We start from the raw sequence: 25,906 nt of genomic DNA, 5'->3' as shown, positions 1-25,906 counted from the left end.
ACAGCCGTACTTGTCATCTGACAAGCACGGCGTATTTATATGCTTATTTTCCGATTTTCACAATATCTTTTTGTTCCCGTTTTACGGTACCTTCGGCCGAAAGGGAAATCGCTTCACCCTCGGCAAGATTTGTAAAGACAATCGGTGTCATTAATGAAGGAACATGAGGTTTAACCGCTTCAAGATCAACTTCAAGCAGTTTTTGCCCCGGTTCAACCCGGTCACCCTCAGAAACAAACGAAGTGAATCCTTCACCTTTCAGGCTGACTGTGTCGATTCCGAAATGAATGAGGATCTCTCTTCCGCCGTCAGACTGAAGGCCGATCGCATGTTTTGTCGGGAAAACATTCAGCACTTTTCCGCGGACAGGCGATACGACGATTCCTTCTTCAGGAAGAATCGCAAAACCGTCACCCATCATTTTTCCTGAGAACACCTGGTCAGGCACATCGGTAATCGGATGGATTTCGCCGGTGATCGGAGAAGCGAACACTTCTTCACCCTGCTCGTTTCGGAGCGGATCTGCGATAACCTCTTCAACCTGCTGGCTGACTTCTTCTTGCGCGGATACTTTCGGTTCAGGGCGCGGCGTGCGTCCGGCAATAATATCCTGCATCTGTGTTTTTAAACCGTCAGAACGCGGGCCGAAAATGGCCTGAATGTTGTTTCCGACTTCAAGAACGCCTGAGGCGCCAAGCTGTTTCAGACGGGCCTTATCCACTTTCTTCTGGTCGTTGACCGTAACGCGGAGTCTCGTGATACAAGCGTCAAGGTGCTTAATGTTTTCCTGATCACCCATTGCCTGCAGGATTTCATAAGGAAGGTCGCCGGCTTCGCCTGAGGCGCCCGCACCTTCATCCGCAGCCTCTTCTTCACGGCCCGGCGTTTTCAGATTGAACTTTCTGATCGCAAACCGGAAACCGAAGTAGTAAATGACGGCTAATCCTAAGCCGACCGGAATGACAAGCCACCAAGCCGTCCGGTTAGGCAGAATTCCGAACAGGAAGTAGTCAATCAGACCGCCTGAGAAGGTCATACCGATTTTTACATGCAGCAGCTGCATGACCATAAAGGAAAGCCCCGCGAAAACGCAGTGAATCGCAAACAGGATAGGAGCCACAAACAAGAATGAGAATTCAAGCGGCTCGGTAATTCCCGTTAAGAAACTTGTCAGAGCGGCAGAACCCATGATTCCGGCTACAAGTTTTTTCTTTTCAGGCTTCGCTTCATGATAGATTGCAAGCGCTGCCGCCGGAAGACCGAACATCATAAACGGATATTTCCCCGTCATAAATGTTCCCGCCGTCAGCTGCACGCCGTCTTTGATCTGAGCCATGAAAATCCGCTGATCTCCGCGGATGATGTCTCCGGCGGCATCTTTATAGCTGAAAAATTCATACCAGAACGGCGAGTAGAAAATGTGATGAAGACCGAACGGAATCAATGACCGCTCAATCATCCCGAAAATAAAGGCCGCCAAGGTTGGATTCGCTTCCACAAGACCCGTGGAGAAGGAATTCAGACCGTGCTGGATCGGAGGCCAGATCACTAACATAATAAGACCGAGAATTAATGCGGAAATTGATGTGATAATCGGGACGAACCGCTTACCCGCAAAGAATCCGAGGTACTGCGGAAGTTCAATTTTATAAAACTTGTTGAACAATAACGCGGCCAAAACCCCGACGATAATACCGCCGAACACGCCCGTCGCCAAAGTAGGTATCCCCAGCATGTTAATATAGGCCGGATGGTTTTCCGCAAAAAACTTTGCCCGTTCAATTTTGTCAGACGGAATACTGCCGTTTGCCATAAGCACGGCGCTCATGGATACGTTCATGACCAAGTATCCGATAATAGCCGCGATTCCGGCAACACCGTCTCCGTTGGCAAGACCGATCGCAACCCCTACTGCAAAAAGAAGCGGCAGGTTGTCAAATACAATTTGGCCGGCGCTTTCCATGACGTTCGCCACAAGCTGAACGTTATCATTGCTTAAGAAATGCATGACTTGAATCATATCTTTGTTCTGCATGGCATTCCCTAACGCAAGCAAGATCCCCGCAGCCGGTAAAATCGCAACCGGAAGCATAAGAGCACGGCCGATTTTCTGGAGAACGCCGAATAATGCTTTAAACATAAAAGATGTACCTCCTCTGTTAGCTAGTGTGACCTTACAGCGAAAATTCATGACAACGAATTCACTGGCGCAAGTCTTCAGTTTAACCGTTTACATTTGCCCTTTTACACAACAAAAAAGGCATGAGTAAAAAGGGTGTGCAAAATAACGGGATCGTTCTTCCCGTTTTTTTACCCTCAATCACTCATGCCTGATCGAATCAGTGACACGTTTTTAAGGTTTCAACTGAAATTATGAAATTTTATTGGTTAATCGGTACAAATGAAGCGTGAGATAAACCGCTTCCGCCTCATGAACTGGTTTTTTCAGTATTTGCTGCAAGATTTTTATCAGTTTCCAAGCAGTATTGTAGCATAGCGGGTATTCATTTTTCAATAATAACATTAACTTTTCTGGTTCTTTTGTCTGCTCTTCCCGATTAATCCTGTCTATGGTAAATCTGATATGCCGGATCAGCCGCAAATAGTGGACGCTTTCTTTATTCACTTTCATCTGGAAAGATTCCTCAATCACCTGAACGAGGCGGGACATCAGCTGTGAATGCTGATTGACCTCTGAAAGGGGCCGATTCGTCAGGGCGGAATGGATATGCAGAGCGATAAAGCCGATCTCTCCTTCCGGAAGGCAGATTCCCGTCTTTTCATTAATCATGCCGACGACTTCACGGGCAATTTGGAATTCTTCCGGATAAAGCGTTTCGGTTTCCATAAGAAACGGGTTTTTAATGTCAAAACCCTGCTGCAGCCGCTTTACCGCAAAGGCGATATGGTCAGTCAGCGCAATATGGATATGCTCATTTAACGGTTGGCTTGTCCGCTTCTTGATATGATAAATGACGTCATTGGAGATGTCGACAAGTGTCTCGTCCACATAACCGAGGAGCTTTTTAAATTGTTTTTGTTCTTTTTCATCCTTTAAGATGAACATCTTGTCATACCCTTTATCTTCAATGACATCCGCTTGTTTTTTTCCAAAGCCGATCCCTTTTCCGATTAAGACGACCTCACTGTATCTATCATGTGTTGCGATGAGCACATTGTTATTTAATACCTTTTCAACTGTAAAGGACCCCTTCATGATCCTCAGCTCCTTTGTCATTCAATACCTCATATCGTACAAAACGAACGGAAAGCGCGTCAATTCTTTTTTTAGACGGTTGATCGTTCAATAAGGCGGTAATCAAGAACTTTCCTTGCCGGAGGCCCGCCGCTGATCCGGTTCTCAAGCATGTGAAAAGCCTGCTTTCCCATTTCTTTTGTTTGTATATCTATTGTGGAAATACCTAACATCTTGCTGATATCATGATTGTCGATGCTCAAAATCGCAAGCTCTTCCGGGATGCGTGTCCCGTTTGCCTTAGCTTCAAGGTAAAGACCTGCGGATACTTGATCATTCGCCGCAAACAGCGCAGTCGGTTTGTCATCCCAGCTCTTCCATCTATGAAAAAGGGCTTTCCCGTCAAGCAGCGTCAGCGCCTTTTCCACAACCAGCTCTTCCCTGAAAGGCTGCCCGATCTTCTTCAGCGCCTCTTTGTATGCGGCAATGCGTACTTGACTGTTTTTTCCCTTTTTTCTGGCCAGGCTGATCGCTATTTTCCGGTGTCCCTTTTCTATCAGATAATCCAGACCGTGCCGAAATGCTTCCCGATGCGGATTACTGATGGAGGAAAGCCCCGCCGCATCAGTGTATTGGCAGAGGATGAGCGGTTCTTTCACGGTAAGCAGATGCTCATCAGGAATTGCTTTGGAGCAGATAATCAGGCCGTCCACTTGGCGCTCCTGTAATTGTGATAAAGCAAAACGTTCTTTTTGCTGCTGATAATCTGTCTGGTATAAAGAAAGATGCACGCCTGACGCTTCGGCAGCCTCGGCAATACCTGCAACAAGGTCTGCAAAATACGGCAGATTCACCGACGGAAGCACAACGCCGATCATATCGGAAAAACCTTTGGATAAATGCACAGCATGAATATTGCGCGTATATCCGAGCGATTGCATCGCTTTTTTCACTCTTTCTCTTTTGTCCTTACTTACATAAGGATGATCGTTTAACACTCTTGATACCGTGGTAACGGAAACCCCGGCAGCGCCGGCAATGTCTCTGATCGTAGCCATGGCGTCCCCCCTTTCTTTTTTTCCCTTGATCTGGAATGCGTTTCATACAGTAAGCTAGAAACAGATACAGCCTATTCGTTTGAAAGGAGAAGAACAGCGATGGGGATTCTTTGCTTAATCGGTTTGTGTCTGGCCATAGTCGGCGGCAGTTACCTTGCCATGCGGCCCCTGAATGAAAAGCATGACATCAAACCATTTCAGCATTTTGATGATTTTTTCATTTAAAAGGTGATAAAAAAGGACGCTGCGTTCCAGAACCGTCCTTTTTTATCACAAAGCTTTCTATTTCAGAATCGTTAATTCTTTCGGATACTGCGTTAATGCTTCGGCGCCGTCTTTTGTGACGAACACATCGTCTTCAATGCGCACGCCGCCGACATCCGGCACGTAAATCCCCGGTTCTATCGTGTAGACCATGCCTTCTTTGAGGACTGTGTCGTTCGCGCTGCTCATTGATGGATATTCGTGAACCGAAATCCCGAGTCCGTGGCCGAGGCGGTGCGGGAAATAGTCTCCGTATCCTGCTTTTTCAATAATGCCGCGGGCTTTTAAATCAAGATCGCCGATTCTGACGCCGGGTTTGCTTAATTGAAGCGCCGCCTGTTCAGCTTTAAGCACCGTTTCGTAAATCTCTTCCTGTTTCGGGCTGATTGATTGGTATGCGAATGTTCTCGTAATGTCTGAACAGTAGCCGTCAAGAATAACGCCCAGATCAAACAGAACGAAATCGCCTTTTTTCAACCGGTCTGCACCCGGATTTCCATGGGGCTGGCCTGATTTTTCCCCGAACAGCACCATCGTTGAAAATGACATGCCCTGCACGCCTTTTTTCTTCAGCTCAAACTCAATCTGCGCGAGTACTTCGGTTTCACTCACACCCTCTTTAAGCGCCGCGACACCGACTTCAACTCCGTAATCCGCGAGTTTTGCCGCTTCCCTGAGAATGCTGATTTCCTTCTCATCTTTTACGAGACGGAATTGGTTGAGCGTTTCTTCTGCCGAAACAAATGCCGCGCCCCCTGAAGCTTGTTTGAGCTGTTCTGAGCGGGAAAGAGAGATCGAATCCTTTTCAACCGCGATGGAATCAAGCCGCACATTTCGTTTTGTGAGCTCGGCTTTGATCAGCTCCCACGGATCTTCGTGATCGCCGTAGCCGATAATACCATGCTCCCACCCGGCGCTTCGGGCTTGTCCGGCTTCCATTCCCGGACAAACGAAAAACGGCTCCTGTTCCTGAAACAGGAACAATCCCATTAACCGCTCATGCGGATCCGTGTAAAAATCAGTTAAATAAAATACGTTTTCCTTTGTATGTATAAACGCCGCATCATGTCCTTCTTTTTTCAGCCAAGATGAAACACGTTCTAATCTGTTCATTTTTTGCTTTTCCTCCTTACCAAAGTGACTCTTTATTCATTCTATCAGTTTTCCGGCGTTTATGCTGTGAACGAACATTAAAAAAACAGCCGCCTGTGTGCGGCTGTCATGTTTATTTTAATAATCTCAGTCCGTTCAGTATGACCAGAATCGTGCTCCCCTCATGCCCGATCACGCCAAACGGCAGTTCCATCACCTGCAGAAAGTTAGCGCAGATCAAAAGGCAGATGACCGAGAGCGAGAAAACAATATTCTGCTTAATAATCCGGTTCATTTTCCTTGAGAGTCTGCACATTTTCACAAGCTTGTGAAGATCATTTTTCATAAGGACTAAGTCAGCCGTTTCAAGAGCCACGTCCGTTCCCCCGCCCATCGCGATACCGACGTCAGCGGTTTTCAGAGCGGGAGCGTCATTAATGCCGTCCCCCACCATGGCGATTGTGCCGTACGTTTCTTTCAGCTTCTTCACTTCTTTTGCCTTTTGGTCCGGCAGACAATCGGCAACAACCGTCGTCATGCCCGCCTCTTTTGCAATGGCAGCCGCAGTTTCAGACTGATCGCCAGTGAGCATGGCTGTTTTAATGCCCAGTGATTCAAGCTCAGCCATCACGGCTTTGGCTTCAGGTCGGATTTGATCCTTTAAGGCAAAGCAGCCCGCAATCCGGTCATCTTTTTTAACAAAGACCAGTGTAAAACCTTTATCCTTTAATTCTTTTCCCGATGTCTGCAAAAAAGCATCTGCCGCATCTTCACCTGCAAACCCCGCTTTTCCGACCATCCATTTGACGCCTTCTATTTCAGCCTGAACACCGAATCCGGACGTCTCGTCAATCGATAGATGTCCTGCGGGCGCGGCGCCCCGGCTTTCGGCAAATTCAGCTATCGCTTTTGCAAGCGGGTGGCTTGATTGCTTTTCTATCCCATACACCGCCTGCATGATCTCATCTTCACTCACATTTTCCGCAGCTTGAAATGCCGCGACTGCCGGCTGTCCCTTAGTGACCGTGCCGGTTTTGTCAAAAGCGATCATCCGTACGCTTCCCAGCTGCTCTAAAAACACACTTCCTTTAACCAATAATCCGTTGCGGGCCCCATTTGAGATAAGGGAAAGCGCAGCGGGCATAATAGAAGCGACAAGCGCGCACGGGGAGGCGACCACCATAAACACCATCGCCCGGTAAAAGGTTTCACTCCAGCTCCAGCCTAAAGCGAAATGAGGAACGAATAAAAGCAAAGCCACGGCTAACAGCACGCCTTTGACATAGACACTTTCGAACCGCTCAATAAATGCCTGAGCCGGTGACACGCTGTTTTGGGCTGATTCCACCAGCCGGATGATTTTTCTGAATAAAGACTGTTCATTTGTTTTCGTCACACGGACCGTTAAGGAGCCGTTTCCGTTTACCGTTCCTGTAAACACAGAATCTCCGGCTGTTTTTTCCGCCGGCATCGCTTCACCCGTAAGCGCCGATTCATCGAGGCTCGTCACGCCAGACTCAATGATCCCGTCTGCCGCTACGCGTTCGCCCGGCTTAATGACGATCATGTCACCGATCTTAAGTTCAGCAGCCGGCACCCGCTTTTCCCGTCCGTCCGCAAGCAGGGTCGCTTCCTCCGGTTCCAGTTTCATCAAAGAGGTTAAATCACGGCTGCTTTTATTCATCGTATATGTTTCGAGCGCGCCGCTTAACGAAAAAATAAAGATAAGAACAGCGCCTTCAGCCCAGTAACCGATCAGGGCGGAGCCGACAGCCGCAAAAATCATCAGCAGTTCCACATTTAACGCCTTCGTCTCAATGGTATCCTCAATACCCTCTTTCGCTTTTGCAAATCCCCCGATCAGGAAGGCAAGGATATACAAAGTGACGGACAGGCCTTTTGTTTCGGTAAAAAACCAGGCCGCAAGAATAAGGACGCCGGATACGAGCGCCGCAATGAGTTCTGCGTGCTGGAGCCACTTTTTTCCGGCCCGCTCTTCTTGTATGTGCTGTTGTGAATGGGTTTGTGTCATCACTTGTTCATTCATTATGAATTCTCCTCTCTAATTGAGAACGCAAATCATCTTCAATTCCCCGATAAAAGCAAAACAGCCGCCTGACAGGCAGCATTTTCACAGTGTTATCGCAGTGTTTTCTTTATTATAGCATGCCGGCGGAAGATTTCAATTATAATTGTTTTAATTTCTTTTTGATAATAATTATCATTAGTGTTTCTTCAGCTGTTCATTATATGCAAAAAAGGTGCGGGAGGAATTCCTCCCGCACCTTTTTATTTCTCTGACCATTCTTTTAATTGTGAGGCGGTCATCGGACCGACGATCTTTTTTTCGATTTCTCCTTTTTCATTCAGCAGAAATGACGTGGGAATCGTCATGACATCGTATTCCTTCATAAGCTCGCCTTTCGTGTCAAGAACAATCGGGAAAGTGAGATGGTGCTGACTGACAAAGTTTTGAACGGTTTTTTTGTTTCGCTCGGCATTCATCAGATTTACCATTACAAGGCTTACATCATCGGACTGATGCTGTTCATAATACGTTTGGAATTGCGGCAGTTCTTTTTTGCACGGCGGACACCACGATGTCCAAAAATGCAATATCGTTTTCTGCCCTTTATTCGGAATCGATATTTCGTCTCCTTCAATCGTCTTCATCAGAAACACGGCGGGAACTGCCTGTTTTTCTGATGAGGCGTTTGCTTCAGGCATCCAGACGGCGGCAGCTATCAAAAGGACTGCACATACAATTAGGCGGTTTTTATGCATATGATCTTCCTTTCACGCGTTTCGGATAGCTTGCCCTTCCTTATTGAAATGTATCAGCCTTTTCAGCTTTCGATCCGGGGCGCTGTTCTTCCGCCGCCCGTCAAAAACACGGAGACACCGAGGTCTTTGCAAATCGTCGCGTAATGTAAACTTGTCAGAAGAATCATGCCGGTATTCATGCCGAGTATAATGCCGAGCATTTGCAATTCCGGCATAGAACCGAGCACATACATCATCGAAAGCCCTACAATGCTGCTCCATACGTTATGATAAAACGCCGTTTTCACGTGGCCGATGCCGATCAGACAGGCCTGAAGCGGCATCACAAACAGGTGAAAAAGAAAAAACGGCCACAAAAGCTGCAAATAATACTGCGCTTCCGGAGACTGAAAAAACAAATGGGTCAGCGGGCCCGCGAACTGAAACATGACCCAGACTGCCGGAATGCCGTAGCCGAATGTAATAAAAATCGCTTGTCTCAGCCGTTTCAGCACAATATCATATTGGGACAGCGCATACGCTTCTGAAATGCTGGGAATCATGACGACCATCAGCGAATGGGCGATAAATGCGGGAAACGAACCGATTGTCATCGCTACACCGGCTAGCATGCCGTATTGATCAATCGCGGCTGTCCCGGCTGCCCCGGACGCCAGCAGCGCTCCTTTCACTAAAAAGGGTTCAATGGCGTTTGTCACCGCATGAAATATACGAAGTCCCGTTGTCGGGATGGATACGGCCAGGAGGCGTTTCCGCACGTCTTTCCCGCGAAGATGAATGTGCTGATGGCCGGAAAGCGCCCTCCGCGCCAAAATAAACTGCGTATACAAGTAAACGAACACCACAACATCGCTTGCGACCAGCACAAATAACGAAATGAGCACGGCCATATCAATTTCAAAAGAGTACCATTGAAAAAAGATAAACAGACAAAGCACTTGAATGATTTTTTTCAAGACATTCGCAACCGCGATTTTTCCCATTTGCTGCACACCCATAAAATAACCTCTGGCGATGGATGTAAAAGCGACGACTGGAATCAGCCCGATGACAATCCCTTTAATAAACGGGTGATACGTATCGAATACAGGAATGAACGGCAGCGCGATGCTTGCGGCCGCGGTTGAAAACGCGGTAAAAACGGCGGTCATTCTGAAGGCATGCCGGAGCATGCTTTCATGCAGCTTCTGATTGGATTCCGCGATGAATTTTGAAATAGAGATCGGAAGCTCCAGACTGGCGATCACGATAATTAAAAAAATGGTGGGCAGAATGCTCATGTAAAGCCCCATCCCATGCTCGCCAAGCTCCCGCGCCAGTATCATATTCACGACAAATTCCAGACATTCCGCGAAAAAGGCGGCGATGGATAAAAGAATGATCCCTTTCACAAATCGATTCATGGTGTCTCTCCTTGTCTCTCGTTCTTCCATCATCATATGAGACAAGTTCTGAAAATATTTTCGATTTCTCAAAATTGAAAAAAGCATAGCCGGGATATTTTTGATCCCGCTATGCTTACATCGCAAATACGTGTCTGCCGATCCGCTCGATAATTTTTCGCGAACGGATCCAGTGGTCAGATGCCGTTTTCGGATTGTAGAAAAACAACGCGTTCGTTTCTCTGCCCGGATGATCAAGCGCCTCATTTGCGGCGGCGACGGAATCCTTATCCGGCTTTTGATTAATGCTTCCGTTTGCTACCGGTTCAAATGCATTCCTTTGATAGATCACGCCCCGAATGGTATCCGGGAAGCCGTTTTTTTCAGTGCGGTTCAGCACTACGCTGGCTACGGCAACCTTCCCTTTATAAGATTCACCTTTCGCTTCTGCGTGAACGAGACGTGCCAGAAGTTGTCTGTCAGCGCGGGAATACGTTTTTTTCGGCGGCTGATAAGCCGTCTCTTCCGGTTTGGCTTTCTTCTCTTGGTGAGATGACAGCTTTATCGGTTGGATAGAATGCTTATGATCCGTTTTTGAAAGCTTCGGAACCGAGCTTTTTTTATTTAAATCAGCAACCAGTGTGCTGGGTTCTTGCTTTGGCTTCTTCGCAAAAGTAAACAGAGCTTCTGTATGTTCAATTTTTGATGCAGGCATAAAACATAGAAAAAAGACAGCCAAGGCAGCAAATTTTGTCGTCATACGATTTCCTCCTTAAAATACTTCACTACCTTAACAAGAGCTGTGCGCAAATTCACGGTTAAAGATTTTCCAGTGCTCCCAATCAGCTTTTATGATGGAAGAAGTTCGTTAACAGCCTTGTTATTGGCAGGAAAACAGCCGTCATTTTCACAACATTAACCAAATAGCAGTAAAAGTATCCATCGGAGGGATTTTACATTTTGTTTACATCTGTTACAGCCAGATGAAATGAGAAACTGAAACCCAAAAAAAGACTCCTCAAGTGCGAGGAGCCGTCAGCTTCTTGGCTGTTCTAAATACTGAAATATAACATCTCCGCCCTGCTGGGCAATACCGCGGAAATGCTTAAAATCTTCCTGCTTCGACAAAACCGCTCGAAATGCAAGAAAATGTTCTTTCTGCACCCTGAATTCTTTGATTTCACCGGTGCGCATTTGGTTGATACGTTCTGAAATTTCCTCAGGCAGCAACGAATACAGCCTCCTTTTCTCGGCTTTTTCCCGAAAAACAATATACCATCTTTCCCCCGCCGGGACAATGATTGAGCGGGCTGATACCCATATCGCTTTACTTCTTAAAGAAAATACTGCAAAATATTTTCAAACAGGATTTATGATAAAGGAGAGGAAGCTCGTGAAAATTGCTAAGGTTGGAAACGTCATTGAATTTAAAAACGGATTAACCGGTATTGTTGAAAAAGTAAATGAAAACTCCGTCATCGTTGATGTAACCATCATGGATAATTATCGTGACCTTGAATTAGATTCCCTCACTGTCGTCAACCATAAGAATTATAAAATCATCAGAGACTCCTATTAAACCCCCCCGAACATCTGAACCATTTACATATCCCGCACAAAAGCTGCCGCCCGGCAGCTTTTTCAAATGAATTCAGATCTCGGTCATTTCTACAAAAAAATCACCTGTCTCATCTTTATTGTAAAGATTTGTGACGGATGTATAGTAGTTGGTTATTTTACCGCGGAATTCAAGCCCGCACTCGGGCGCCTTGATGTCAAATGTTTTTTCATACAAAAGAACGGCAATATCATGATACGTTTCAGAGGTCACCTTCAATACAAATGAAATCATGCGGCCGTTTTTGCCCGCACTTTCTTTACAATCATACATTTTCAGCCTTACACCGTTTAACTCTAACGGCTCCATAACGAACACTCCTTCTTTTTACAGGACATGCTATCATGCTGACCATTCCTTTACAATTGATCCGCTCCGAATGAGAAAAAACAGCGCAGGTCTTTACAAACATACGTTCCCTATTTTATAATGAAACAGACGAGCTGCCATCCAGCACCCGTCACGTAATGAAGCGGCGAGTACACTCCCCCCGGGTTTACTCGTCTTTTTCTTTTCTCCAAATGATCTCTCTTTTCCTTATAGAAGTTCTGTGCAAATATCATGCACCTTTTTGGCGGCATGGCACAGACGAAAAATACCCCCGCTTAAAAGGCGGGGGTATTTAGGTTATATTCCGAGACCGTACTCCTTCTGAAAATTAACGGTTGTTAATCGTCTCCGGATACATATCATGATTCATCATCCGATGTTCGGCCATTTTTTCATATTTTGTTCCCGGTCTGCCGTAGTTTGTATACGGGTCAATGGAGGTTCCGCCTCTTGGCGTGAATTTGCCCCATACTTCGATATAACGCGGATCCATTAATTCAATCAAGTCATTCATGATGATGTTCATGCAGTCCTCGTGGAAGAAAAGGCAGGTCAAAGTCTTGTCCCATAAGTACTTGCTCTAGACATTAATCATAAAGTCACACCAATTTCACACCTTACCGAACGATTGATTTTAACCTTTTTGGGGACTATTTGTAATCTCTGCGCAGTGAAATTATACCTGTGCTAGCCCGCCATCTACGAACAATTCAACACCCGTCAAGTAACTGCTTTCGTCTGAAGCAAGGAAAGATACAGCGTTTGCTACTTCTTCAGGTGTCCCAACTTTTCCAGCTGGAACAGTATTTCTGGTATTTTCCATTGCTCCTTCAAGTGCATCACCAAAAAGCTCATCGTATGCAGGTGTAAGAATAGCTCCTGGACTAACCACATTTACACGGATTTCAGTACCTTTTAGGTCAAGAATCCAGTTGCGAACTAGTGCTCTTAATGCTGCTTTAGATGCTCCATATACACTAAACGCTGGGTTGCCAATTGATCCAGCAGTAGAGCCCGTTAAAATAATAGAACCTGCTTTGTCCGGGAATAGTGATAACGCTTTTTGAACAGTAAAGATGGTTCCTTTAACGTTAATGTCGAACGTTCTATCAACCTGCTCTTCAGTAATTTCACCTAATGGAAGGAAGTTGCCGGTGCCTGCATTAGCAAAAAGAATGTCCAACTTACCTTTTTCCTGCTTTATAATGTCATATAGTTTGTCTAAGTCTTCAAGCTTAGAAATATCACCTTGAACACCGGTTACGTTCTTGCCAATTTGGTTAACTGCTTTATCAAGTTCGTTTTGTCTGCGTCCCGTGATATAAACATATGCACCTTCGCTTACAAATTTTTGTGCTGCAGCAAGACCAATCCCACTTGTTCCACCCGTTACAAGCGCTATTTTACCTTCAAATTTACCCATACTTAACACTCCTTTAGAATTAATTTTATTTTATGTCTAGTACCTTTAAGTACTTGAAGAACAACTTACAAGATATAGTATCCTTCAGTAAGCACATTATCGGAAGTACCCACTTTTTTGTGATATAGTAACTAAAAAGTAATAAATGTGGAATGGAGAGCTTTAGACATGAAAAAATTTAGCTGCGGGTTTGAAGTGACAAAGGAAGTTATTGGCGGAAAATGGAAAGGCCTTGTATTATACTTTTTAATGAATGGACCAAAGAGAACGAGTGAATTAAAGCGCATTATCCCAAATATAACTCAGAAAATGCTGATTCAAACACTTAGAGAGCTTGAAGCCAGTGGACTTGTAAGCAGAAAGATGTATAATCAAGTACCGCCGAAGGTTGAATATTCATCCACTGAACTTGGAGAATCTCTTAAACCTATCTTGCAGGAGCTCTGTCAATGGGGAAGCCATTATGCGGAGCAAGAGTATGCAGAAGGTGAATATGAAATTGTACGTTAGGATTGATGTAGCTGCTGAAGTAAATGCTAAACAACTTCAATACCATCACCTAACAGATGAAGAACAGTCAGAAATAAATGAGATATTCAATTTTGAAAGTGAAGTTCTAATAAGAAGTGTCATCGACTATATTCAGGAGAACTTTGATGAAATTCAAAAAAGAGCTGTTTCAAATGTTAAAGAGAAGGTTCAGAAACTTAGCCAAAAAATAAATGAAGATATTGATAATAATATTTAATGCCTATGATCTCTAGATAGGCATTTTTTCTTTCGGATAAAAAAGAAAAGACGTACAAATTGTACGCCTTAATCTGCTTCTGTACTATCAATTTTTCACTGCATAAAAGTCACAGTTCAGGTTGCACCAGGTCACACTTTTATTGAGCTTAGTGCGGGTCACACTCCGTATCACACAACGGAATAATTACCGATTATCAATCGTCTCCGGATACATATCATGATTCATCATCCGATGTTCGGCCATTTTTTCATATTTTGTTCCCGGTCTGCCATAGTTTGTATACGGGTCAATGGAGATCCCGCCTCTTGGCGTGAATTTGCCCCATACTTCGATATAACGCGGATCCATTAATTCGATCAAGTCATTCATGATGATGTTCATGCAGTCCTCGTGGAAATCTCCGTGGTTGCGGAAGCTGAAAAGATACAGCTTCAGCGATTTGCTTTCCACCATTTTTTCGTCCGGAATATAGCTGATGTAAATGGTTGCAAAATCCGGCTGTCCCGTTTTCGGGCAAAGCGACGTAAATTCCGGGCAGTTGAATTTAACGAAATAATCACGGTTCACGTGTTTATTCGGAAATGATTCCAAAACCTCCGGCGCATATTCAAATAAATAGTTTGTCCCTTGATTCCCCAGGAGCGTAACTCCTTCTAATTCTGATTCTTTTCTTGTCATATAAATCTCCCTTTCTATTAAACTCCCCGTTTATTGCCCCAAAGCAGCGTATGCAGCTGAGGCAGGACTCTGACGAGATTCAGATCCGAATCGGCTGAAACCTTATCAACGAGTGTTTCGTATTTTCCGAGCAGATGTGCGATTAATGCCCGGTCGTCCGTCGTATGGACGTTATCGTTTCCGACCTGAAGATAAAACGGGATATTCGGATACCGCTTGTGCACGGTTTTCGCGAATTGCAGATCTTCATCATTAAAAATGACGACCTTTAAGCTGACCGCGTTAAGCCTTTCTGCCGCATCAAGCGAAGACACAATGTGATCGAGCTTTGCAAAATCGGTTGTCATCCCCGAACTTGGCGGCTTCGGTGAAATCGTCAGGTCGTTAATCATTGTGAACCAATCCTGATAGACCGTTCCCTGCGTTTCTAAAGCGGCGCGCACCCCGTGCTCTTTCAGCAGCAGAATCAGCGCGTCAAGCTGCTTTAACAGCGCCGGGTTTCCTCCTGAGATGGTGACATGGGAAAAGGCGTCTCCGCCGATTTCTCTCAGCTCGCGGTAAATGTCTTCCGCCGTCATCCAGCGGATATCTTTTTTGGCTGAGCCGTCCCATGTAAAAGCGGAGTCGCACCAGCTGCAGGAGTAGTCGCATCCCGCCGTGCGGACGAACATGGTTTTCTGGCCGATAACCATGCCCTCCCCTTGTATCGTCGGTCCGAAAATTTCTAAAACCGGAATTCCTTTAGCCATTCCTATCACCTTTTTTCGGGCGGTATACGCAATAGCTTGTCGGGGTTTCCCTGACAAAAATCTGCACGCAGACCGGCTGATTCTCCAGTGTTTCAAGGTAGGACTGCACCTTATCGTAAATCGTTTTGGCCACGACCTCGGTCGTCGGCAGTGAATATCTGTCATCATCAGAAAATTCCTCATGGTCATTCAGCAATGTATGGTCATAAGCGCCGTGCACCAATTTCTTCAGCACGCTGAAATTCACGAGAAAGCCTGAATCGTCCAGTTCATCCCCCGCAACTGTAATATTTACTGTATACGTGTGCCCGTGGACTCTGCTGCACGCTCCGGCGCTTTCGCGGGGAATAAAGTGCGCGGCTGAAATGTGCATGTCCTTATTCAACTCAAACGAATAAGGATGCTGAACCTGCGGGTAAATTTGAGAAAGCAATTAGTTCCGCTCTCCTTTCATTTTCATATATTCATCATATCCTTTATTGCGGAGCAGGCATGCCGGGCATTCGCCGCATCCGTCCGCAATGATGCCGTTATAGCAAGTCAGTGTGTTATTCTTTACAAAATCAAGCGCGCCGAGCTCATCCGCAAGTTTCCACGTTTCCGCTTTGTTCAGCCACATAAGCGGCGTATGAATGACGAACGGCTTTTCCATCGCCAAGTTGACGGTGACATTGCAGGATTTGACAAACTCGTCACGGCAGTCCGGGTAGCCGCTGAAATCAGTCTCGCAAACACCGGTGATAATGTGGCGCGCGCCGATTTGATATGCAAGAATCGATGCAAAGGATAAAAATACAAGGTTGCGTCCCGGCACAAAGGTTGTCGGCAGTTCCCCGTCCTTCGCTTCAATTTCGATATCATCTCTTGTCAGCGCATTCGGCGCAAGCTGATTTAAAAGAGACATATCAAGCAAGTGGTTTTTGACACCGAGCTTTTCGGCAATCGATTTTGCCACATCGATTTCTTCTTGGTGACGCTGATTATAATGGAATGTAACGGTTTCCACTTCTTCAAAGTTTTGCAAAGCCCATAATAAACAAGTCGTGCTGTCTTGGCCTCCGCTGAACACCACAACTGCTTTTTCTTTTTTCATGTCTTTCTCTCCCTTATCTATCATTCCATAAAAAAAGCGCCTTTTTCGGAGAAGGCGCCCTAAAAAACATAAAAAAACCGTATCCAAGGATACAGCTCGTCCTTAGTTTTTTATAGAGGGTGTAGCTAGAACCTCTCCCGCATCAATACGGATTTTCTTCTTTTTTCACTTTTGCTATCATACCATAATGTTGTTTCCCGTGACAATAAAAAAACAGCCTGAACCCTGTGTCAGGCTGCAAAAGCGGGTTTAAGCCCCGCGTTTTTTCCCCGGAAATACCATCAGCGCAATCCCGATCAGAACAAATAAAGCAGGCCAGAAAACAGAAACCGGAATGATCGGCTGATTCGTCATCATAAAGCAAAGTGCTGTCAAGGTCAGCACCGCAACCGGGATGAGCAGCGCCTTCTCTTTCCCGCCGAACAGCCACAGCTCAAATAAACCGAATGCCGTTGCAAGCAGGTAAACAGGCCATGTCACACCGGAGTAGGACCAATTGGTTGCCGTTTCAAAGACAAACAAGATCCCCGTAATCAACAAGATGCCGCCCGGTACGAGAAGTCCCGCGTTTTTGACAGGTTTCGGGCCGAAAATCGGAATGTGAAAAGCGGCGCCCAGCAAAAGAATGAGAGCGGGCCAGCCGCGTTCGCTGATGACTTCATTTGCATTGGTGAATATGCCGAAAATGCCCGCGGCGCACAGAACCGCAGCAGCGGTCAAAAGCCCCCTTTTCCTTCTGCCGAACAGCCAGGCTTCAAACAGGCCGAACGCAACGGCAAAGAGGTAGACAGGCGATGTCATACTTGCGTATGTCCAATCCGTCAGCGTTTCAAACCATAACAAGCCGCCCGTCACAAGCAAAATGCCTCCCGGAATAAGAAGGCCCGATCTTTTTTTCGGCTGCATAAAGGCAGCGGCGTGAAACAAAAGCGCGGCTGCGATGATCAAAAGCGGCCACAGCCCCGGCATCAGCATACCGGCAAAGCATAGTGCTCCCACGGCAGTCAGGATGAAAGCAGGAATCAATACACCTAACTTCCTCCCGCCGAAATACCACAGCTCAAACAGACCGAGAGCAGGCGCCCATATATAAACAGGCCACGTCACGCCTGAATACGTCCATCCTGTTGCCGTTTCAAAACAAAACAGGCAGCCCAGCACAAGAAACATACCGCCCGGAACGAGCAGTCCCGCCTGGTCAGGCGTTTTTTTCGCAAAAATAAATCCGGCGTGAAACCCTGCGGACATTATAATGAAAAGAAACGGCCACGCCGAACCTGCGGATACATGTATAACTCCCGCCTTCTGTAAAAAAAACGCAATGCCGATACAAATAAAAATAAATCCCAATAATACACGTCGAGCTTTCATCTCTTACTCCTCCCCATCATTTCCCAATTCATTATACAGAAATGTCAGGAAAAAAGAAGGGGAATTCCCAAAAAATACAGACATTTTCCTTATATCCTTATTTTTCTTTCGGGATTTTTTTGCAAATCAATGCGCCGATGAAAGCGAGGCTCACATATCCAAACACCGGATAAACGGTGGAAATCAGCTGTCCGTAGCCGATTTGGCTGATAATGAAAGCAAACGCCAAAATGCCGCCGTAAATATATGTACTTTTTATATGAAGAAAACTGTTTAATTGTTTTTCCAATCCGTATAGATTGCCGATGACTGACGTAAACACTTCCCCGAAAATAATAAACAAATAAATGATATGAAGCGAACGCGAATACGAATAGACAACTTGAGCCATCGGAATGTCAAACTCCAGCACATCCGGCAGCACCGATAATGATAAAAAGCTCGCGGCAAGCACCAGTGTCAAAAGAACGCCGCCTAAATAAGCCCCCTTTCTGATCACCTTCTCTGAAGACATTTCGTTCGCAAGCGGCACAAGGACGGCTTGGGCGAGCGATAAATTTAACGCGCCGTAAGAGACGGCGGACAAAAGCCAATTCCACTCGTCAGGCCATACCCATTCGTCCGCGTTTCTCGTGCTTGTAAATACAAATGAATCAGCTGTCACGATAAAAGAGAAAGAAATTAAAAGCGGCACAACCAATATATTGACGCCGAACACACCTTTAACACCGCTTGTCATGACGGCAAAGCTCAGTACGATCGTCAAAAGGATCCCCGCTTGTGCGGACCATCCAAGCTGTTCATGAAACAGCGCCCCCGCTCCGGACAGCATGACAGAGGTCACTCCCAGCAATATAAACATCATAAACATGTTTACGGCACGGCCGATGGACTGGCCGAATAAATATGTGTTCAATTCCTGATAAGATGCTGCGTGAATCCGTTTGGAAATGATCATGATTTTGGCGCCTAAATATGTAAACATCAGACCGCTTACCACGATACCGAACAGACCGATCCAGCCAAACTTCAGAAAAAACTCAACGATTTCCCGTCCCGTGGCAAAACCGGCTCCTACAACCGTGCCTACGTATACAAATGCAAGCTGACTTGCAGAACCTTTTGTTTGTCCCATTTCACCCTCCGGCTAAGCGCAGATTTGTCCAGGCCTTTATATATGCTTATGAGACAAGTCGCCCGAAAAGACGAACAAATCGTCCTTCCCCGGAGAAAACAGATTCAGCTCTCTCCTCTAAGCAAAAATATTGAAAGAAAAAAAGGGCCGGCGTATACTCTTCATCAAGAAAGGTCAAAGCATTTCATTTCCTTTCTGACTATATTGGTCAAAAATAATCAAACCTCACAAATATCACTTATCATGCTGTAAACATTTATTTTTCGGGGTTTGAAACAAAACACTTGAAAGTCAAAGAAGGTCAAAGTATACTATTAATCAAAGAAGGTCAAAGTTAAGACCTTATTTTCTAATTCGTTTGGTCAAAGATGATCAAACATTTTCCAAGGAGGTTTTGGCAAATGCGTTGTCAACATTGTCAGAAAAACGAGGCGACGATTCGCCTGAACATGCAAGTCAATTCCATTCAAAAACAATTCGTTTTATGTGAAACATGTTATACAGAATTAACCCGAAAACCGTCTATGAGCATGGGGCCGCAATCATTCGGATTCCCGTTTGAGCAAGGTTTCGCTCCCAATCAAAATAAACAGCAGGCCGGCCCTGAAAAAGGCCTGCTCGACGAGCTCGCTCAAAACGTCACAAACGGCGCAAAAGCAGGTCTGATTGACCCTGTGATCGGCCGCGATAATGAAGTGGCGCGCGTAATTGAAATTTTGAACCGCCGGAATAAAAACAATCCGGTGCTGATCGGTGAGCCGGGCGTCGGTAAAACGGCTATTGCAGAAGGCCTCGCGCTTAAAATCGCTGAAGGCGATGTGCCGAACAAATTGAAAAACAAAGAGCTTTACCTGCTTGACGTCGCTTCTCTCGTCGCCAATACAGGGATCAGAGGCCAGTTTGAAGAAAGAATGAAACAATTAATGAACGAATTAAAAGAACGGAAAAACGTCATCTTGTTCATTGATGAGATTCATCTTCTTGTAGGCGCCGGCTCTGCCGAGGGATCAATGGATGCCGGGAACATCCTGAAACCGGCGCTTGCCAGAGGCGAGCTGCAGGTCATCGGGGCGACAACGCTGAAAGAGTACCGCCAGATTGAAAAAGATGCGGCGCTTGAAAGACGCTTCCAGCCCGTCATGGTTCACGAGCCTACAATAGAACAAGCCATCAGCATTCTGGAAGGCATTAAAGATAAATATGAGAAATACCACGGCGTCACATTCAGCAATGAAGCGATAAACGCCTGTGTTACGCTTTCATCCCGTTACATTCAGGACCGCCACCTGCCGGATAAAGCGATCGACTTATTAGATGAAGCCGGCTCTAAGGCGAACTTGGAGCTTGATACCGTAAATGAAGAAGATGCGGCTGAGAGACTCAAAGCAATTGACGCGGAGAAAACAAAAGCGCTTCATGAAGAAAATTATGAGCTTGCCGCGAAACTGCGTGATGAAGAAGCGGCGTTGGAAAAGCAGCTGGCGCATGAAACACCGGCCTCTTCACCTGAAATCGGGGCGGAGCATATTCAAGCCATCATTGAACAGAAAACAGGCATTCCGGTCGGAAAACTCCAGGCTGATGAACAAGTCAAAATGAAGGAACTTGAAGAGCATCTTCATCAGCGCGTCATCGGTCAGGAAAAAGCCGTGAAAAAAGTGGCGAAAGCGGTCAGACGAAGCCGCGCCGGCTTAAAATCCAAAAACAGACCTGTCGGCTCCTTCCTCTTTGTCGGACCGACCGGAGTCGGAAAAACCGAGTTATCAAAGACACTCGCAGATGAACTGTTCGGTACAAAAGATTCCATTATCCGTCTCGATATGAGTGAATACATGGAAAAACACGCCGTATCAAAAATCATCGGTTCACCGCCGGGATATGTCGGACACGATGAAGCCGGTCAATTAACGGAAAAAGTGCGCCGCAATCCGTACAGCATCGTGCTGCTCGATGAGATTGAAAAAGCCCACCCTGATGTCCAGCATATGTTTCTGCAGATTATGGAGGACGGCCGTCTGACAGACAGCCAGGGCAGAACGGTCAGCTTCAAAGATACCGTTTTGATTATGACAAGCAACGCTGGAACCGGCGAAAAACAGGTGAAAGTCGGATTCCAATCTGAAGAGAGCGTCCTGGAAGAACAAACGCTGATTGATTCACTGAGCGCGTTCTTCAAACCGGAGTTTTTAAACCGATTTGACAGCATTATTGAATTCCAATCCCTGAAAAAAGAACATCTCGTGAAAATCGTCAGCCTGCTTCTCACAGAGCTTGAAGACACATTAAAAGAGCGCGGCATCAGCCTGAGCGTCACCGATGATGCGAAAGAAAAAATCGCTGAAATCGGCTACCACCCAGCTTTCGGAGCACGCCCGCTCAGAAGAACCATCCAAGAATTGATCGAGGACGAAATGACAGATCTCTTATTGGATGACAACGAAATAAAAGCCTTCCATGTCGTAATGGAAGAGGACGGCATCAAAGTCCGGGCACAATAAGAAAAAAGCGGTCCCCTCCTTTCGGGGAGCCGCTTTTTTGTTTCTTTCTCCATGCCGGAAGGGAGAAACTGTGAAGAATTCGGGAACAATTTCTCAATCACCCTAAAGTTCCATGCACTGCCACCGATATTAACCATAGAAAGCTAGTATAAAGGATTTGGTGAAAACTATGGATAAAACATCGATTATCGGTATCATCCTCGCCTTGATTGCTTTAAGCGTGGGCATGGTGCTGAAAGGGGTCAGCTTAAGCGCACTCGCTAACCCGGCAGCTATTCTGATTATTTTGTTCGGTACGATTTCTGCGGTGATCATCGCATTCCCCGGAAAAGAAATCAAAAAAGTGCCTGCCCTTTTTAAAGTGCTGTTTAAAGAAAACAAACAGCTGACAATTGCGCAATTAATTCCTATGTTCTCTCAATGGGCGCAAATCGCCAGACGTGAAGGTCTGCTCGCATTGGAAGCAAGCATTGAAGACGTGGATGACGCATTTTTGAAAAACGGCCTGAGCATGGCGGTTGACGGACAAAGCGCAGAATTTATCAGAGATATTATGACTGAGGAAGTTGAAGCGATGGAAGACAGACACCAGGCCGGCGCAGCCATCTTTACACAAGCCGGCACATATGCGCCGACACTCGGCGTTTTGGGTGCGGTCATCGGCCTTATCGCCGCTCTTTCCAACATGAACAATACCGAGGCGCTCGGACATGCCATCAGTGCGGCGTTTGTCGCCACCCTTCTCGGGATTTTCACAGGATATGTACTATGGCATCCCTTCGCCAACAAACTGAAACGCAAATCAAAGCAGGAAGTCAAACTGCGTGAAATCATGATCGAAGGCGTTCTGTCAGTGCTTGAAGGACAGGCTCCGAAAGTGATCGAACAAAAACTTCTCATGTATCTTCCTGCGAATGAACGCGCAAAAGTCGCTGAACAAGAAGGAGAGGCAAACAATGGCGAGAAAAAAGAAGAAGAAGCATGATGACGAGCATGTGGATGAGTCTTGGCTGATCCCGTACGCGGATTTGCTCACCCTTCTTTTGGCTCTGTTCATTGTATTGTTCGCCATGAGCTCGGTCGATGCGGCGAAATTCCAAATGCTGTCTAAATCATTTAACGCCGTGTTTACCGGAGGCACGGGTGTTCTTGAATATTCAAGCCTCACCCCTCCTGAAAACGAAAAAGACGGCGTTGATCAGTTAAAAAAAGACAAGGAAAAAGATAAAGAACAGAAAAAGAAAGAAAGAGAAGCAGCCGACCGCGAAGAACTTGAAGGCGTGCAAAAGCAAGTCAATCAATTTATAAAAAATAAAAAGCTTGAAACTCAGCTTGAAACAAAGCTGACTAAAGAAGGACTCTTAATTACGATTAAAGACAGTATCTTTTTTGATTCCGGACGGGCGGATATCCGTCAGGAAGATATTCCGCTTGCCAAGGAAATCTCGAATCTCCTTGTGCTGAATCCGCCGAGGAACATTATCATCAGCGGACATACGGACAATGTACCGATTAAAAACTCACAATATCAATCTAACTGGCATTTAAGCGTCATGCGGGCCGTCAACTTCATGGCTATTCTGACAGAAAACCCGAAACTTGACGCAAAAGTTTTCAGCGCCAAAGGTTTCGGAGAGTATAAACCGGCCGTGTCGAACAAAACCGCTGAAGGGCGCAGCAAAAACAGGCGCGTCGAGGTATTGATACAGCCTAGAAACGCCGCGACTGACCAAAATCAGTAATATAAAAAAGGAAGCCTTTCAAATGGCTTCCTTTTTTATTTCTGATGAAAATGTTTAGCGTTTAATCCCACTCTTTTCAGCATTTCCGTACACATTTCTATCTCTTCATCACTCAGCACACTGATCATTTCTTTAATTTCTTCAGCATGATCAGGGAAAATATCGTCCAAAAGACGGATTCCCTTTTCGGAAATCTGTGCGAAAGTCACTCTTCTGTCAGTCGGCGAGGCTTTTCTGATGAGAAGTTCTTTTTTCTCTAATTTGTCAACAACGTATGTAATACTTCCGCTCGCTAATAAAATTTTGTCGCCGATCTGCTGAAGCGGCTGGTTGCCTTTGTGGTACAGCAGCTCAAGCACCGCAAATTCCGTCGGGTTCAGGCCGTGCTTATGAATATGTTTATTCATATGGTCGTTAATAGATCGGTACGCACGTGACAGTACAATAAATAATTTCAATGAGTTTTCTGTTTTATCCGTCATACATTCAATCATCCTTTTACAAAAGAAACCGTTACAGAGAAACATTAATAAACAAAATGAAAAATGTCAACAAAAATGTTTCCAAAATTTCTCTTCTTTTTGTCTGACCTTAATAAAATAATTTGTTTTTCTATCATTTTGGTTATTTTTTCTTATTAAAGAAGTATAAAAATGATATAATACCTCTATTCAAGTGTAATGTTGGAGCGATGCAGAGTGAATACATTTAAAGGTGCCCGGGGAAAGATCAAGCTTTATCTCATATTGGTGATCATCCCGGCACTTATTATCAGCTTTTTCATTTATGAAAAAGAAAAGCAGAAAATAGCCGATAAACACATACAGGAAGCCAGTATGATGCTCAACCTTCACCGCAATAAGCTCAATTATTTAATCGGTGAAACAAAAGCCCGGATGACAACACTTGCGATCGCTGTCGATAAGCCTGTCAATGAAGAAAAGATCATTGACATTCTCGATCAGGCTTTTGAGGATGAACCCAGATTCAGCGGTCTGTATATGCTGAATTCCAAAGGTGATGTCATCGCAAGCACGACTGATCTGAAATCAAAGGTGAACTTGGCCGACAGACCGTATTTTACGAAGGCGAAAAAGACGAAAAAAACAGTCATCACAAATGACTACTCCAGCAGAATTACAGGCCAGCGCATCTTCACGATCTGCGTGCCGGTGTTAGACGCAAAACGGGAAGTCACGGATTATTTAGTAGCCGCCATACAAGTCGATTATTTGAGAAATATGATCAATATGCTGAGCCCTGACGTTTATGTCAAGGCAACCAATCAGAATAAAGTGATATTTGCCAGCGGACGGGCTGATCAATCAGAAGGTGTGAAACCGGTCAGCGGCTATCTGGATGATATTAATTGGAATATCAATGTTTATCCGAAACCGGTTGAGCTGAATGAGCTGACCAAAAGCGTGCTGCTGCCGATGTCCAGTATTGCCGTGCTGCTGAATATTCTGTTCATCCTTGTTCAATATTATCTGCTTAAGCGCAAGACCCAGCTGGAGCGCGCTCAAAATGAAGCGCAGAAATTGGAGCTGATCGGAACGCTTGCCGCCAGCACCGCCCATGAAATCCGCAACCCGCTTACAGGGATCAGCGGCTTCATTCAGCTTTTGCAGAAAAAATACAAATCGGAGGAAGATCAGCTGTATTTCTCAATTATTGAGCAGGAGATTAAACGGATCAATCAGATTGTCAGTGAGTTTTTAGTGCTCGGTAAACCCACTGCTGAACGGTTGGAAGTGAACTCGCTGCAGGATATTCTTGATGAGATTATGCCGATTATTTATTCTGAAGGGAATCTGTATAATGTGGAAGTGAATGTGGAGATTCTCGTCAATCGGCCGCTCAAGGTCAACTGCACGAAAGACCATATTAAACAGGTGATTTTAAATGTCGCGAAAAACGCGCTGGAATCCATGCAGGAAGGCGGCCGGCTGTCCATCTATTTAGAAGCCCGCGATCATAAAGCAGTCATTAAGGTGGCCGACAACGGAATGGGCATTTCTGAAGATATGCTTGAACACATTTTTCTTCCGTTTGTAACGTCAAAGGAAAAAGGCACCGGCCTCGGCCTTGTCGTATGTAAACGAATCATGCTGATGTACGGCGGTTCGATTGACATTCAAAGCGAAGTCGATAAGGGCACAGAGGTCACCATTGCCCTCCCTGCCGCTTCTCGATGAAAAAAACACCCTGGATCGGGGTGTTTTTTATTTAAAGAAGAATATGTGTAAGAGGATATACCAGAGGAACGGCATCATAGCCGGCAGATAGTACGAGGCGCTTCGTGAGCCGTGTCAGCGGAAAAATCTGCTGACTGTACGCGGTCATCTTTCGGATGCGGCGCTTGATCAGGAAGCGCATTCAGTCTTCGTTATCTGTTTTATCATCAATCATTTGTTTGCTTCATATGCAGGCATGACGTCACCGCGGGAGAACAAGCCTATTTTCTTCACAAGGCCCTGTATTCCTTGGTGATGTGTACGATCACGGTTTACCAGCTGCTGATACGCGTTCATCAGACAGTCCAGTTCCTGGCTGTGCCTGATCGTGTCATATCCTGTAAACCCTTGCCTGTTAGCTGCATCTATCATCATTTTTCTTTTTTTATCAATAGATACAAGCAATTTTTCTTGTTCAGAATAACTGCCCATTCACTTCACCCCTCACCGCTAAAAGAATAGGAAACAAGTTTGATTGGGTTATTGAGCATTATTACAGATTATA

Annotated in this window: 27 protein-coding genes, 1 pseudogene and 1 riboswitch; of the genes and pseudogenes, 8 read left to right on the top strand and 20 right to left on the bottom strand. The window is 45.5% G+C overall.

What is annotated here, in order from left to right; genetic code table 11:
- Window positions 1-43: 43 nt before the first annotated feature.
- From ptsG to J6600_RS06995, 3 genes are all read right to left on the bottom strand, one after another.
- A complete protein-coding gene (gene ptsG, locus J6600_RS07005; RefSeq protein ID WP_007409599.1) occupies window positions 44-2,140 on the bottom strand; it encodes a glucose-specific PTS transporter subunit IIBC in 2,097 nt (698 codons plus the stop codon).
- A 231-nt stretch (window positions 2,141-2,371) separates the two neighbouring features.
- A complete protein-coding gene (glcT, locus tag J6600_RS07000; protein WP_012117426.1) occupies window positions 2,372-3,238 on the bottom strand; it encodes a glucose PTS transporter transcription antiterminator GlcT in 867 nt (288 codons plus the stop codon).
- Between the two features lie 50 nt (window positions 3,239-3,288).
- Window positions 3,289-4,254, bottom strand: a complete 966-nt coding sequence (locus J6600_RS06995; RefSeq protein WP_209388177.1) for a LacI family DNA-binding transcriptional regulator — start codon at window positions 4,252-4,254, stop codon at window positions 3,289-3,291.
- Window positions 4,255-4,353: 99 nt separating this feature from the next.
- On the opposite strand from J6600_RS06995, the gene J6600_RS19680 reads away from it, so the two are divergent.
- On the top strand, window positions 4,354-4,479 hold the full coding sequence (locus J6600_RS19680) for a hypothetical protein (RefSeq protein ID WP_014721086.1): 126 nt from the start codon (window positions 4,354-4,356) through the stop codon (window positions 4,477-4,479).
- Window positions 4,480-4,536: 57 nt separating this feature from the next.
- Here J6600_RS19680 and J6600_RS06990 read toward each other — a convergent pair whose 3' ends face one another.
- The 6 genes from J6600_RS06990 to J6600_RS06965 form a co-directional block, all read right to left on the bottom strand.
- Window positions 4,537-5,631 carry a M24 family metallopeptidase gene (locus J6600_RS06990; protein WP_209388176.1) on the bottom strand — a complete coding sequence of 365 codons (1,095 nt, stop codon included), beginning with the start codon at window positions 5,629-5,631 and terminating at the stop codon, window positions 4,537-4,539.
- Between the two features lie 112 nt (window positions 5,632-5,743).
- Window positions 5,744-7,657 carry a heavy metal translocating P-type ATPase gene (locus J6600_RS06985; protein WP_202331656.1) on the bottom strand — a complete coding sequence of 638 codons (1,914 nt, stop codon included), beginning with the start codon at window positions 7,655-7,657 and terminating at the stop codon, window positions 5,744-5,746.
- 242 nt (window positions 7,658-7,899) lie between these two features.
- Complete coding sequence (gene stoA, locus J6600_RS06980) at window positions 7,900-8,394, bottom strand: endospore biogenesis thiol-disulfide oxidoreductase StoA (protein ID WP_209388175.1); 495 nt, start codon at window positions 8,392-8,394, stop codon at window positions 7,900-7,902.
- 62 nt (window positions 8,395-8,456) lie between these two features.
- Window positions 8,457-9,797 (bottom strand): polysaccharide biosynthesis protein, encoded by a 1,341-nt coding sequence (locus J6600_RS06975; RefSeq protein WP_003154663.1) that lies wholly within the window; start codon window positions 9,795-9,797, stop codon window positions 8,457-8,459.
- Window positions 9,798-9,912: 115 nt separating this feature from the next.
- Entirely contained in the window at window positions 9,913-10,536 is a 624-nt protein-coding gene (locus J6600_RS06970) for a cell wall hydrolase (RefSeq protein ID WP_014417591.1), read from the bottom strand.
- Window positions 10,537-10,811: 275 nt separating this feature from the next.
- Window positions 10,812-11,006 carry a hypothetical protein gene (locus tag J6600_RS06965; protein WP_014304905.1) on the bottom strand — a complete coding sequence of 65 codons (195 nt, stop codon included), beginning with the start codon at window positions 11,004-11,006 and terminating at the stop codon, window positions 10,812-10,814.
- Between the two features lie 163 nt (window positions 11,007-11,169).
- On the opposite strand from J6600_RS06965, the gene J6600_RS06960 reads away from it, so the two are divergent.
- Window positions 11,170-11,355, top strand: coding sequence for a YkvS family protein (locus J6600_RS06960; RefSeq protein ID WP_003154669.1), 186 nt, complete (start codon window positions 11,170-11,172; stop codon window positions 11,353-11,355).
- A 72-nt stretch (window positions 11,356-11,427) separates the two neighbouring features.
- Here the strand turns inward: J6600_RS06960 and J6600_RS06955 are convergent, their stop codons facing one another.
- The 3 genes and pseudogenes from J6600_RS06955 to J6600_RS06945 form a co-directional block, all read right to left on the bottom strand.
- Window positions 11,428-11,703, bottom strand: coding sequence for a DUF3219 family protein (locus J6600_RS06955; protein ID WP_209388174.1), 276 nt, complete (start codon window positions 11,701-11,703; stop codon window positions 11,428-11,430).
- Between the two features lie 349 nt (window positions 11,704-12,052).
- A pseudogene (locus tag J6600_RS06950) lies at window positions 12,053-12,265 on the bottom strand (tunnelling fold family protein); the annotation flags it as partial.
- Window positions 12,266-12,400: 135 nt separating this feature from the next.
- The gene (locus tag J6600_RS06945) at window positions 12,401-13,147 is read right to left on the bottom strand and encodes an SDR family NAD(P)-dependent oxidoreductase (protein WP_209388173.1); all 747 of its coding nucleotides are present in this window, start codon (window positions 13,145-13,147) and stop codon (window positions 12,401-12,403) included.
- Window positions 13,148-13,315: 168 nt separating this feature from the next.
- Between J6600_RS06945 and J6600_RS06940 the strand changes: the two genes are divergently transcribed.
- Window positions 13,316-13,657 carry a winged helix-turn-helix transcriptional regulator gene (locus tag J6600_RS06940; protein ID WP_007611023.1) on the top strand — a complete coding sequence of 114 codons (342 nt, stop codon included), beginning with the start codon at window positions 13,316-13,318 and terminating at the stop codon, window positions 13,655-13,657.
- Complete coding sequence (locus J6600_RS06935) at window positions 13,641-13,895, top strand: hypothetical protein (protein WP_209388172.1); 255 nt, start codon at window positions 13,641-13,643, stop codon at window positions 13,893-13,895. Before J6600_RS06940 ends, J6600_RS06935 begins: the two co-directional genes overlap by 17 nt.
- 186 nt (window positions 13,896-14,081) lie before the next feature.
- Here the strand turns inward: J6600_RS06935 and queF are convergent, their stop codons facing one another.
- From queF to J6600_RS06905, 6 genes are all read right to left on the bottom strand, one after another.
- Window positions 14,082-14,576, bottom strand: coding sequence for a preQ(1) synthase (gene queF, locus J6600_RS06930; RefSeq protein WP_003154673.1), 495 nt, complete (start codon window positions 14,574-14,576; stop codon window positions 14,082-14,084).
- A 17-nt stretch (window positions 14,577-14,593) separates the two neighbouring features.
- Window positions 14,594-15,325 (bottom strand): 7-carboxy-7-deazaguanine synthase QueE, encoded by a 732-nt coding sequence (queE, locus tag J6600_RS06925; RefSeq protein WP_003154676.1) that lies wholly within the window; start codon window positions 15,323-15,325, stop codon window positions 14,594-14,596.
- Window positions 15,318-15,758 (bottom strand): 6-carboxytetrahydropterin synthase QueD, encoded by a 441-nt coding sequence (queD, locus tag J6600_RS06920; RefSeq protein ID WP_014417585.1) that lies wholly within the window; start codon window positions 15,756-15,758, stop codon window positions 15,318-15,320. The genes queE and queD overlap by 8 nt, the downstream gene beginning before the upstream one ends.
- Complete coding sequence (gene queC, locus J6600_RS06915) at window positions 15,759-16,418, bottom strand: 7-cyano-7-deazaguanine synthase QueC (RefSeq protein ID WP_003154679.1); 660 nt, start codon at window positions 16,416-16,418, stop codon at window positions 15,759-15,761. It lies immediately after the preceding gene.
- A 96-nt stretch (window positions 16,419-16,514) separates the two neighbouring features.
- Window positions 16,515-16,559: riboswitch (PreQ1 riboswitch) on the bottom strand.
- 108 nt (window positions 16,560-16,667) lie between these two features.
- Complete coding sequence (locus J6600_RS06910; RefSeq protein WP_209388171.1) at window positions 16,668-17,789, bottom strand: hypothetical protein; 1,122 nt, start codon at window positions 17,787-17,789, stop codon at window positions 16,668-16,670.
- Between the two features lie 97 nt (window positions 17,790-17,886).
- On the bottom strand, window positions 17,887-18,924 hold the full coding sequence (locus J6600_RS06905; protein WP_209388170.1) for a YkvI family membrane protein: 1,038 nt from the start codon (window positions 18,922-18,924) through the stop codon (window positions 17,887-17,889).
- Window positions 18,925-19,325: 401 nt separating this feature from the next.
- Here J6600_RS06905 and clpE point away from each other — a divergent pair, with 401 nt between their 5' ends.
- The 3 genes from clpE to motB all read left to right on the top strand — a co-directional run bounded on the left by clpE (window position 19,326) and on the right by motB (window position 23,164).
- The gene (clpE, locus tag J6600_RS06900; protein WP_017417653.1) at window positions 19,326-21,422 is read left to right on the top strand and encodes an ATP-dependent protease ATP-binding subunit ClpE; all 2,097 of its coding nucleotides are present in this window, start codon (window positions 19,326-19,328) and stop codon (window positions 21,420-21,422) included.
- Window positions 21,423-21,591: 169 nt separating this feature from the next.
- Window positions 21,592-22,407 (top strand): flagellar motor stator protein MotA, encoded by an 816-nt coding sequence (gene motA / locus J6600_RS06895; protein WP_007408461.1) that lies wholly within the window; start codon window positions 21,592-21,594, stop codon window positions 22,405-22,407.
- Window positions 22,379-23,164 carry a flagellar motor protein MotB gene (gene motB / locus J6600_RS06890; RefSeq protein ID WP_017417652.1) on the top strand — a complete coding sequence of 262 codons (786 nt, stop codon included), beginning with the start codon at window positions 22,379-22,381 and terminating at the stop codon, window positions 23,162-23,164. Before motA ends, motB begins: the two co-directional genes overlap by 29 nt.
- Window positions 23,165-23,199: 35 nt before the next feature.
- Here the strand turns inward: motB and mhqR are convergent, their stop codons facing one another.
- Window positions 23,200-23,646: a MarR family transcriptional regulator MhqR gene (gene mhqR / locus J6600_RS06885; protein ID WP_003154686.1), complete on the bottom strand. Its 447-nt coding sequence runs from the start codon at window positions 23,644-23,646 to the stop codon at window positions 23,200-23,202.
- 198 nt (window positions 23,647-23,844) lie between these two features.
- Between mhqR and J6600_RS06880 the strand changes: the two genes are divergently transcribed.
- Entirely contained in the window at window positions 23,845-25,362 is a 1,518-nt protein-coding gene (locus tag J6600_RS06880; protein ID WP_029974827.1) for a sporulation kinase KinD, read from the top strand.
- Window positions 25,363-25,572: 210 nt separating this feature from the next.
- Here J6600_RS06880 and spo0E read toward each other — a convergent pair whose 3' ends face one another.
- Window positions 25,573-25,833, bottom strand: coding sequence for an aspartyl-phosphate phosphatase Spo0E (gene spo0E, locus J6600_RS06875; protein ID WP_003154690.1), 261 nt, complete (start codon window positions 25,831-25,833; stop codon window positions 25,573-25,575).
- Between the last annotated feature and the right edge of the window lie 73 nt (window positions 25,834-25,906).

It is taken from the genome of Bacillus sp. LJBV19, from assembly GCF_017797845.1.
In the GTDB taxonomy this organism is placed as follows: domain Bacteria; phylum Bacillota; class Bacilli; order Bacillales; family Bacillaceae; genus Bacillus; species Bacillus velezensis.
Note: the sequence above shows the minus strand (reverse complement) of the source record. Positions and strands in the feature narration are given on the sequence as shown.

Bases quoted from the DNA above. Each gene is read 5' to 3' on its own strand.
- stoA (WP_209388175.1), bottom strand. From the start codon at position 8,394: ATGCATAAAAACCGCCTAATTGTATGTGCAGTCCTTTTGATAGCTGCC.
- J6600_RS19680 (WP_014721086.1), top strand. From the start codon at position 4,354: ATGGGGATTCTTTGCTTAATCGGTTTGTGTCTGGCCATAGTCGGCGGC.
- J6600_RS06940 (WP_007611023.1), top strand. From the start codon at position 13,316: ATGAAAAAATTTAGCTGCGGGTTTGAAGTGACAAAGGAAGTTATTGGC.
- glcT (WP_012117426.1), bottom strand. From the start codon at position 3,238: ATGACAAAGGAGCTGAGGATCATGAAGGGGTCCTTTACAGTTGAAAAG.
- J6600_RS06880 (WP_029974827.1), top strand. From the start codon at position 23,845: ATGTTGGAGCGATGCAGAGTGAATACATTTAAAGGTGCCCGGGGAAAG.
- queE (WP_003154676.1), bottom strand. From the start codon at position 15,325: ATGGCTAAAGGAATTCCGGTTTTAGAAATTTTCGGACCGACGATACAA.
- spo0E (WP_003154690.1), bottom strand. From the start codon at position 25,833: ATGGGCAGTTATTCTGAACAAGAAAAATTGCTTGTATCTATTGATAAA.
- J6600_RS06955 (WP_209388174.1), bottom strand. From the start codon at position 11,703: ATGGAGCCGTTAGAGTTAAACGGTGTAAGGCTGAAAATGTATGATTGT.
- motA (WP_007408461.1), top strand. From the start codon at position 21,592: ATGGATAAAACATCGATTATCGGTATCATCCTCGCCTTGATTGCTTTA.
- mhqR (WP_003154686.1), bottom strand. From the start codon at position 23,646: ATGACGGATAAAACAGAAAACTCATTGAAATTATTTATTGTACTGTCA.
- queF (WP_003154673.1), bottom strand. From the start codon at position 14,576: ATGACAAGAAAAGAATCAGAATTAGAAGGAGTTACGCTCCTGGGGAAT.
- J6600_RS06970 (WP_014417591.1), bottom strand. From the start codon at position 10,536: ATGACGACAAAATTTGCTGCCTTGGCTGTCTTTTTTCTATGTTTTATG.
- ptsG (WP_007409599.1), bottom strand. From the start codon at position 2,140: ATGTTTAAAGCATTATTCGGCGTTCTCCAGAAAATCGGCCGTGCTCTT.
- J6600_RS06905 (WP_209388170.1), bottom strand. From the start codon at position 18,924: ATGGGACAAACAAAAGGTTCTGCAAGTCAGCTTGCATTTGTATACGTA.
- motB (WP_017417652.1), top strand. From the start codon at position 22,379: ATGGCGAGAAAAAAGAAGAAGAAGCATGATGACGAGCATGTGGATGAG.
- J6600_RS06985 (WP_202331656.1), bottom strand. From the start codon at position 7,657: ATGAATGAACAAGTGATGACACAAACCCATTCACAACAGCACATACAA.
- J6600_RS06935 (WP_209388172.1), top strand. From the start codon at position 13,641: ATGAAATTGTACGTTAGGATTGATGTAGCTGCTGAAGTAAATGCTAAA.
- J6600_RS06975 (WP_003154663.1), bottom strand. From the start codon at position 9,797: ATGAATCGATTTGTGAAAGGGATCATTCTTTTATCCATCGCCGCCTTT.
- J6600_RS06990 (WP_209388176.1), bottom strand. From the start codon at position 5,631: ATGAACAGATTAGAACGTGTTTCATCTTGGCTGAAAAAAGAAGGACAT.
- clpE (WP_017417653.1), top strand. From the start codon at position 19,326: ATGCGTTGTCAACATTGTCAGAAAAACGAGGCGACGATTCGCCTGAAC.
- J6600_RS06945 (WP_209388173.1), bottom strand. From the start codon at position 13,147: ATGGGTAAATTTGAAGGTAAAATAGCGCTTGTAACGGGTGGAACAAGT.
- J6600_RS06995 (WP_209388177.1), bottom strand. From the start codon at position 4,254: ATGGCTACGATCAGAGACATTGCCGGCGCTGCCGGGGTTTCCGTTACC.
- J6600_RS06910 (WP_209388171.1), bottom strand. From the start codon at position 17,789: ATGAAAGCTCGACGTGTATTATTGGGATTTATTTTTATTTGTATCGGC.
- queC (WP_003154679.1), bottom strand. From the start codon at position 16,418: ATGAAAAAAGAAAAAGCAGTTGTGGTGTTCAGCGGAGGCCAAGACAGC.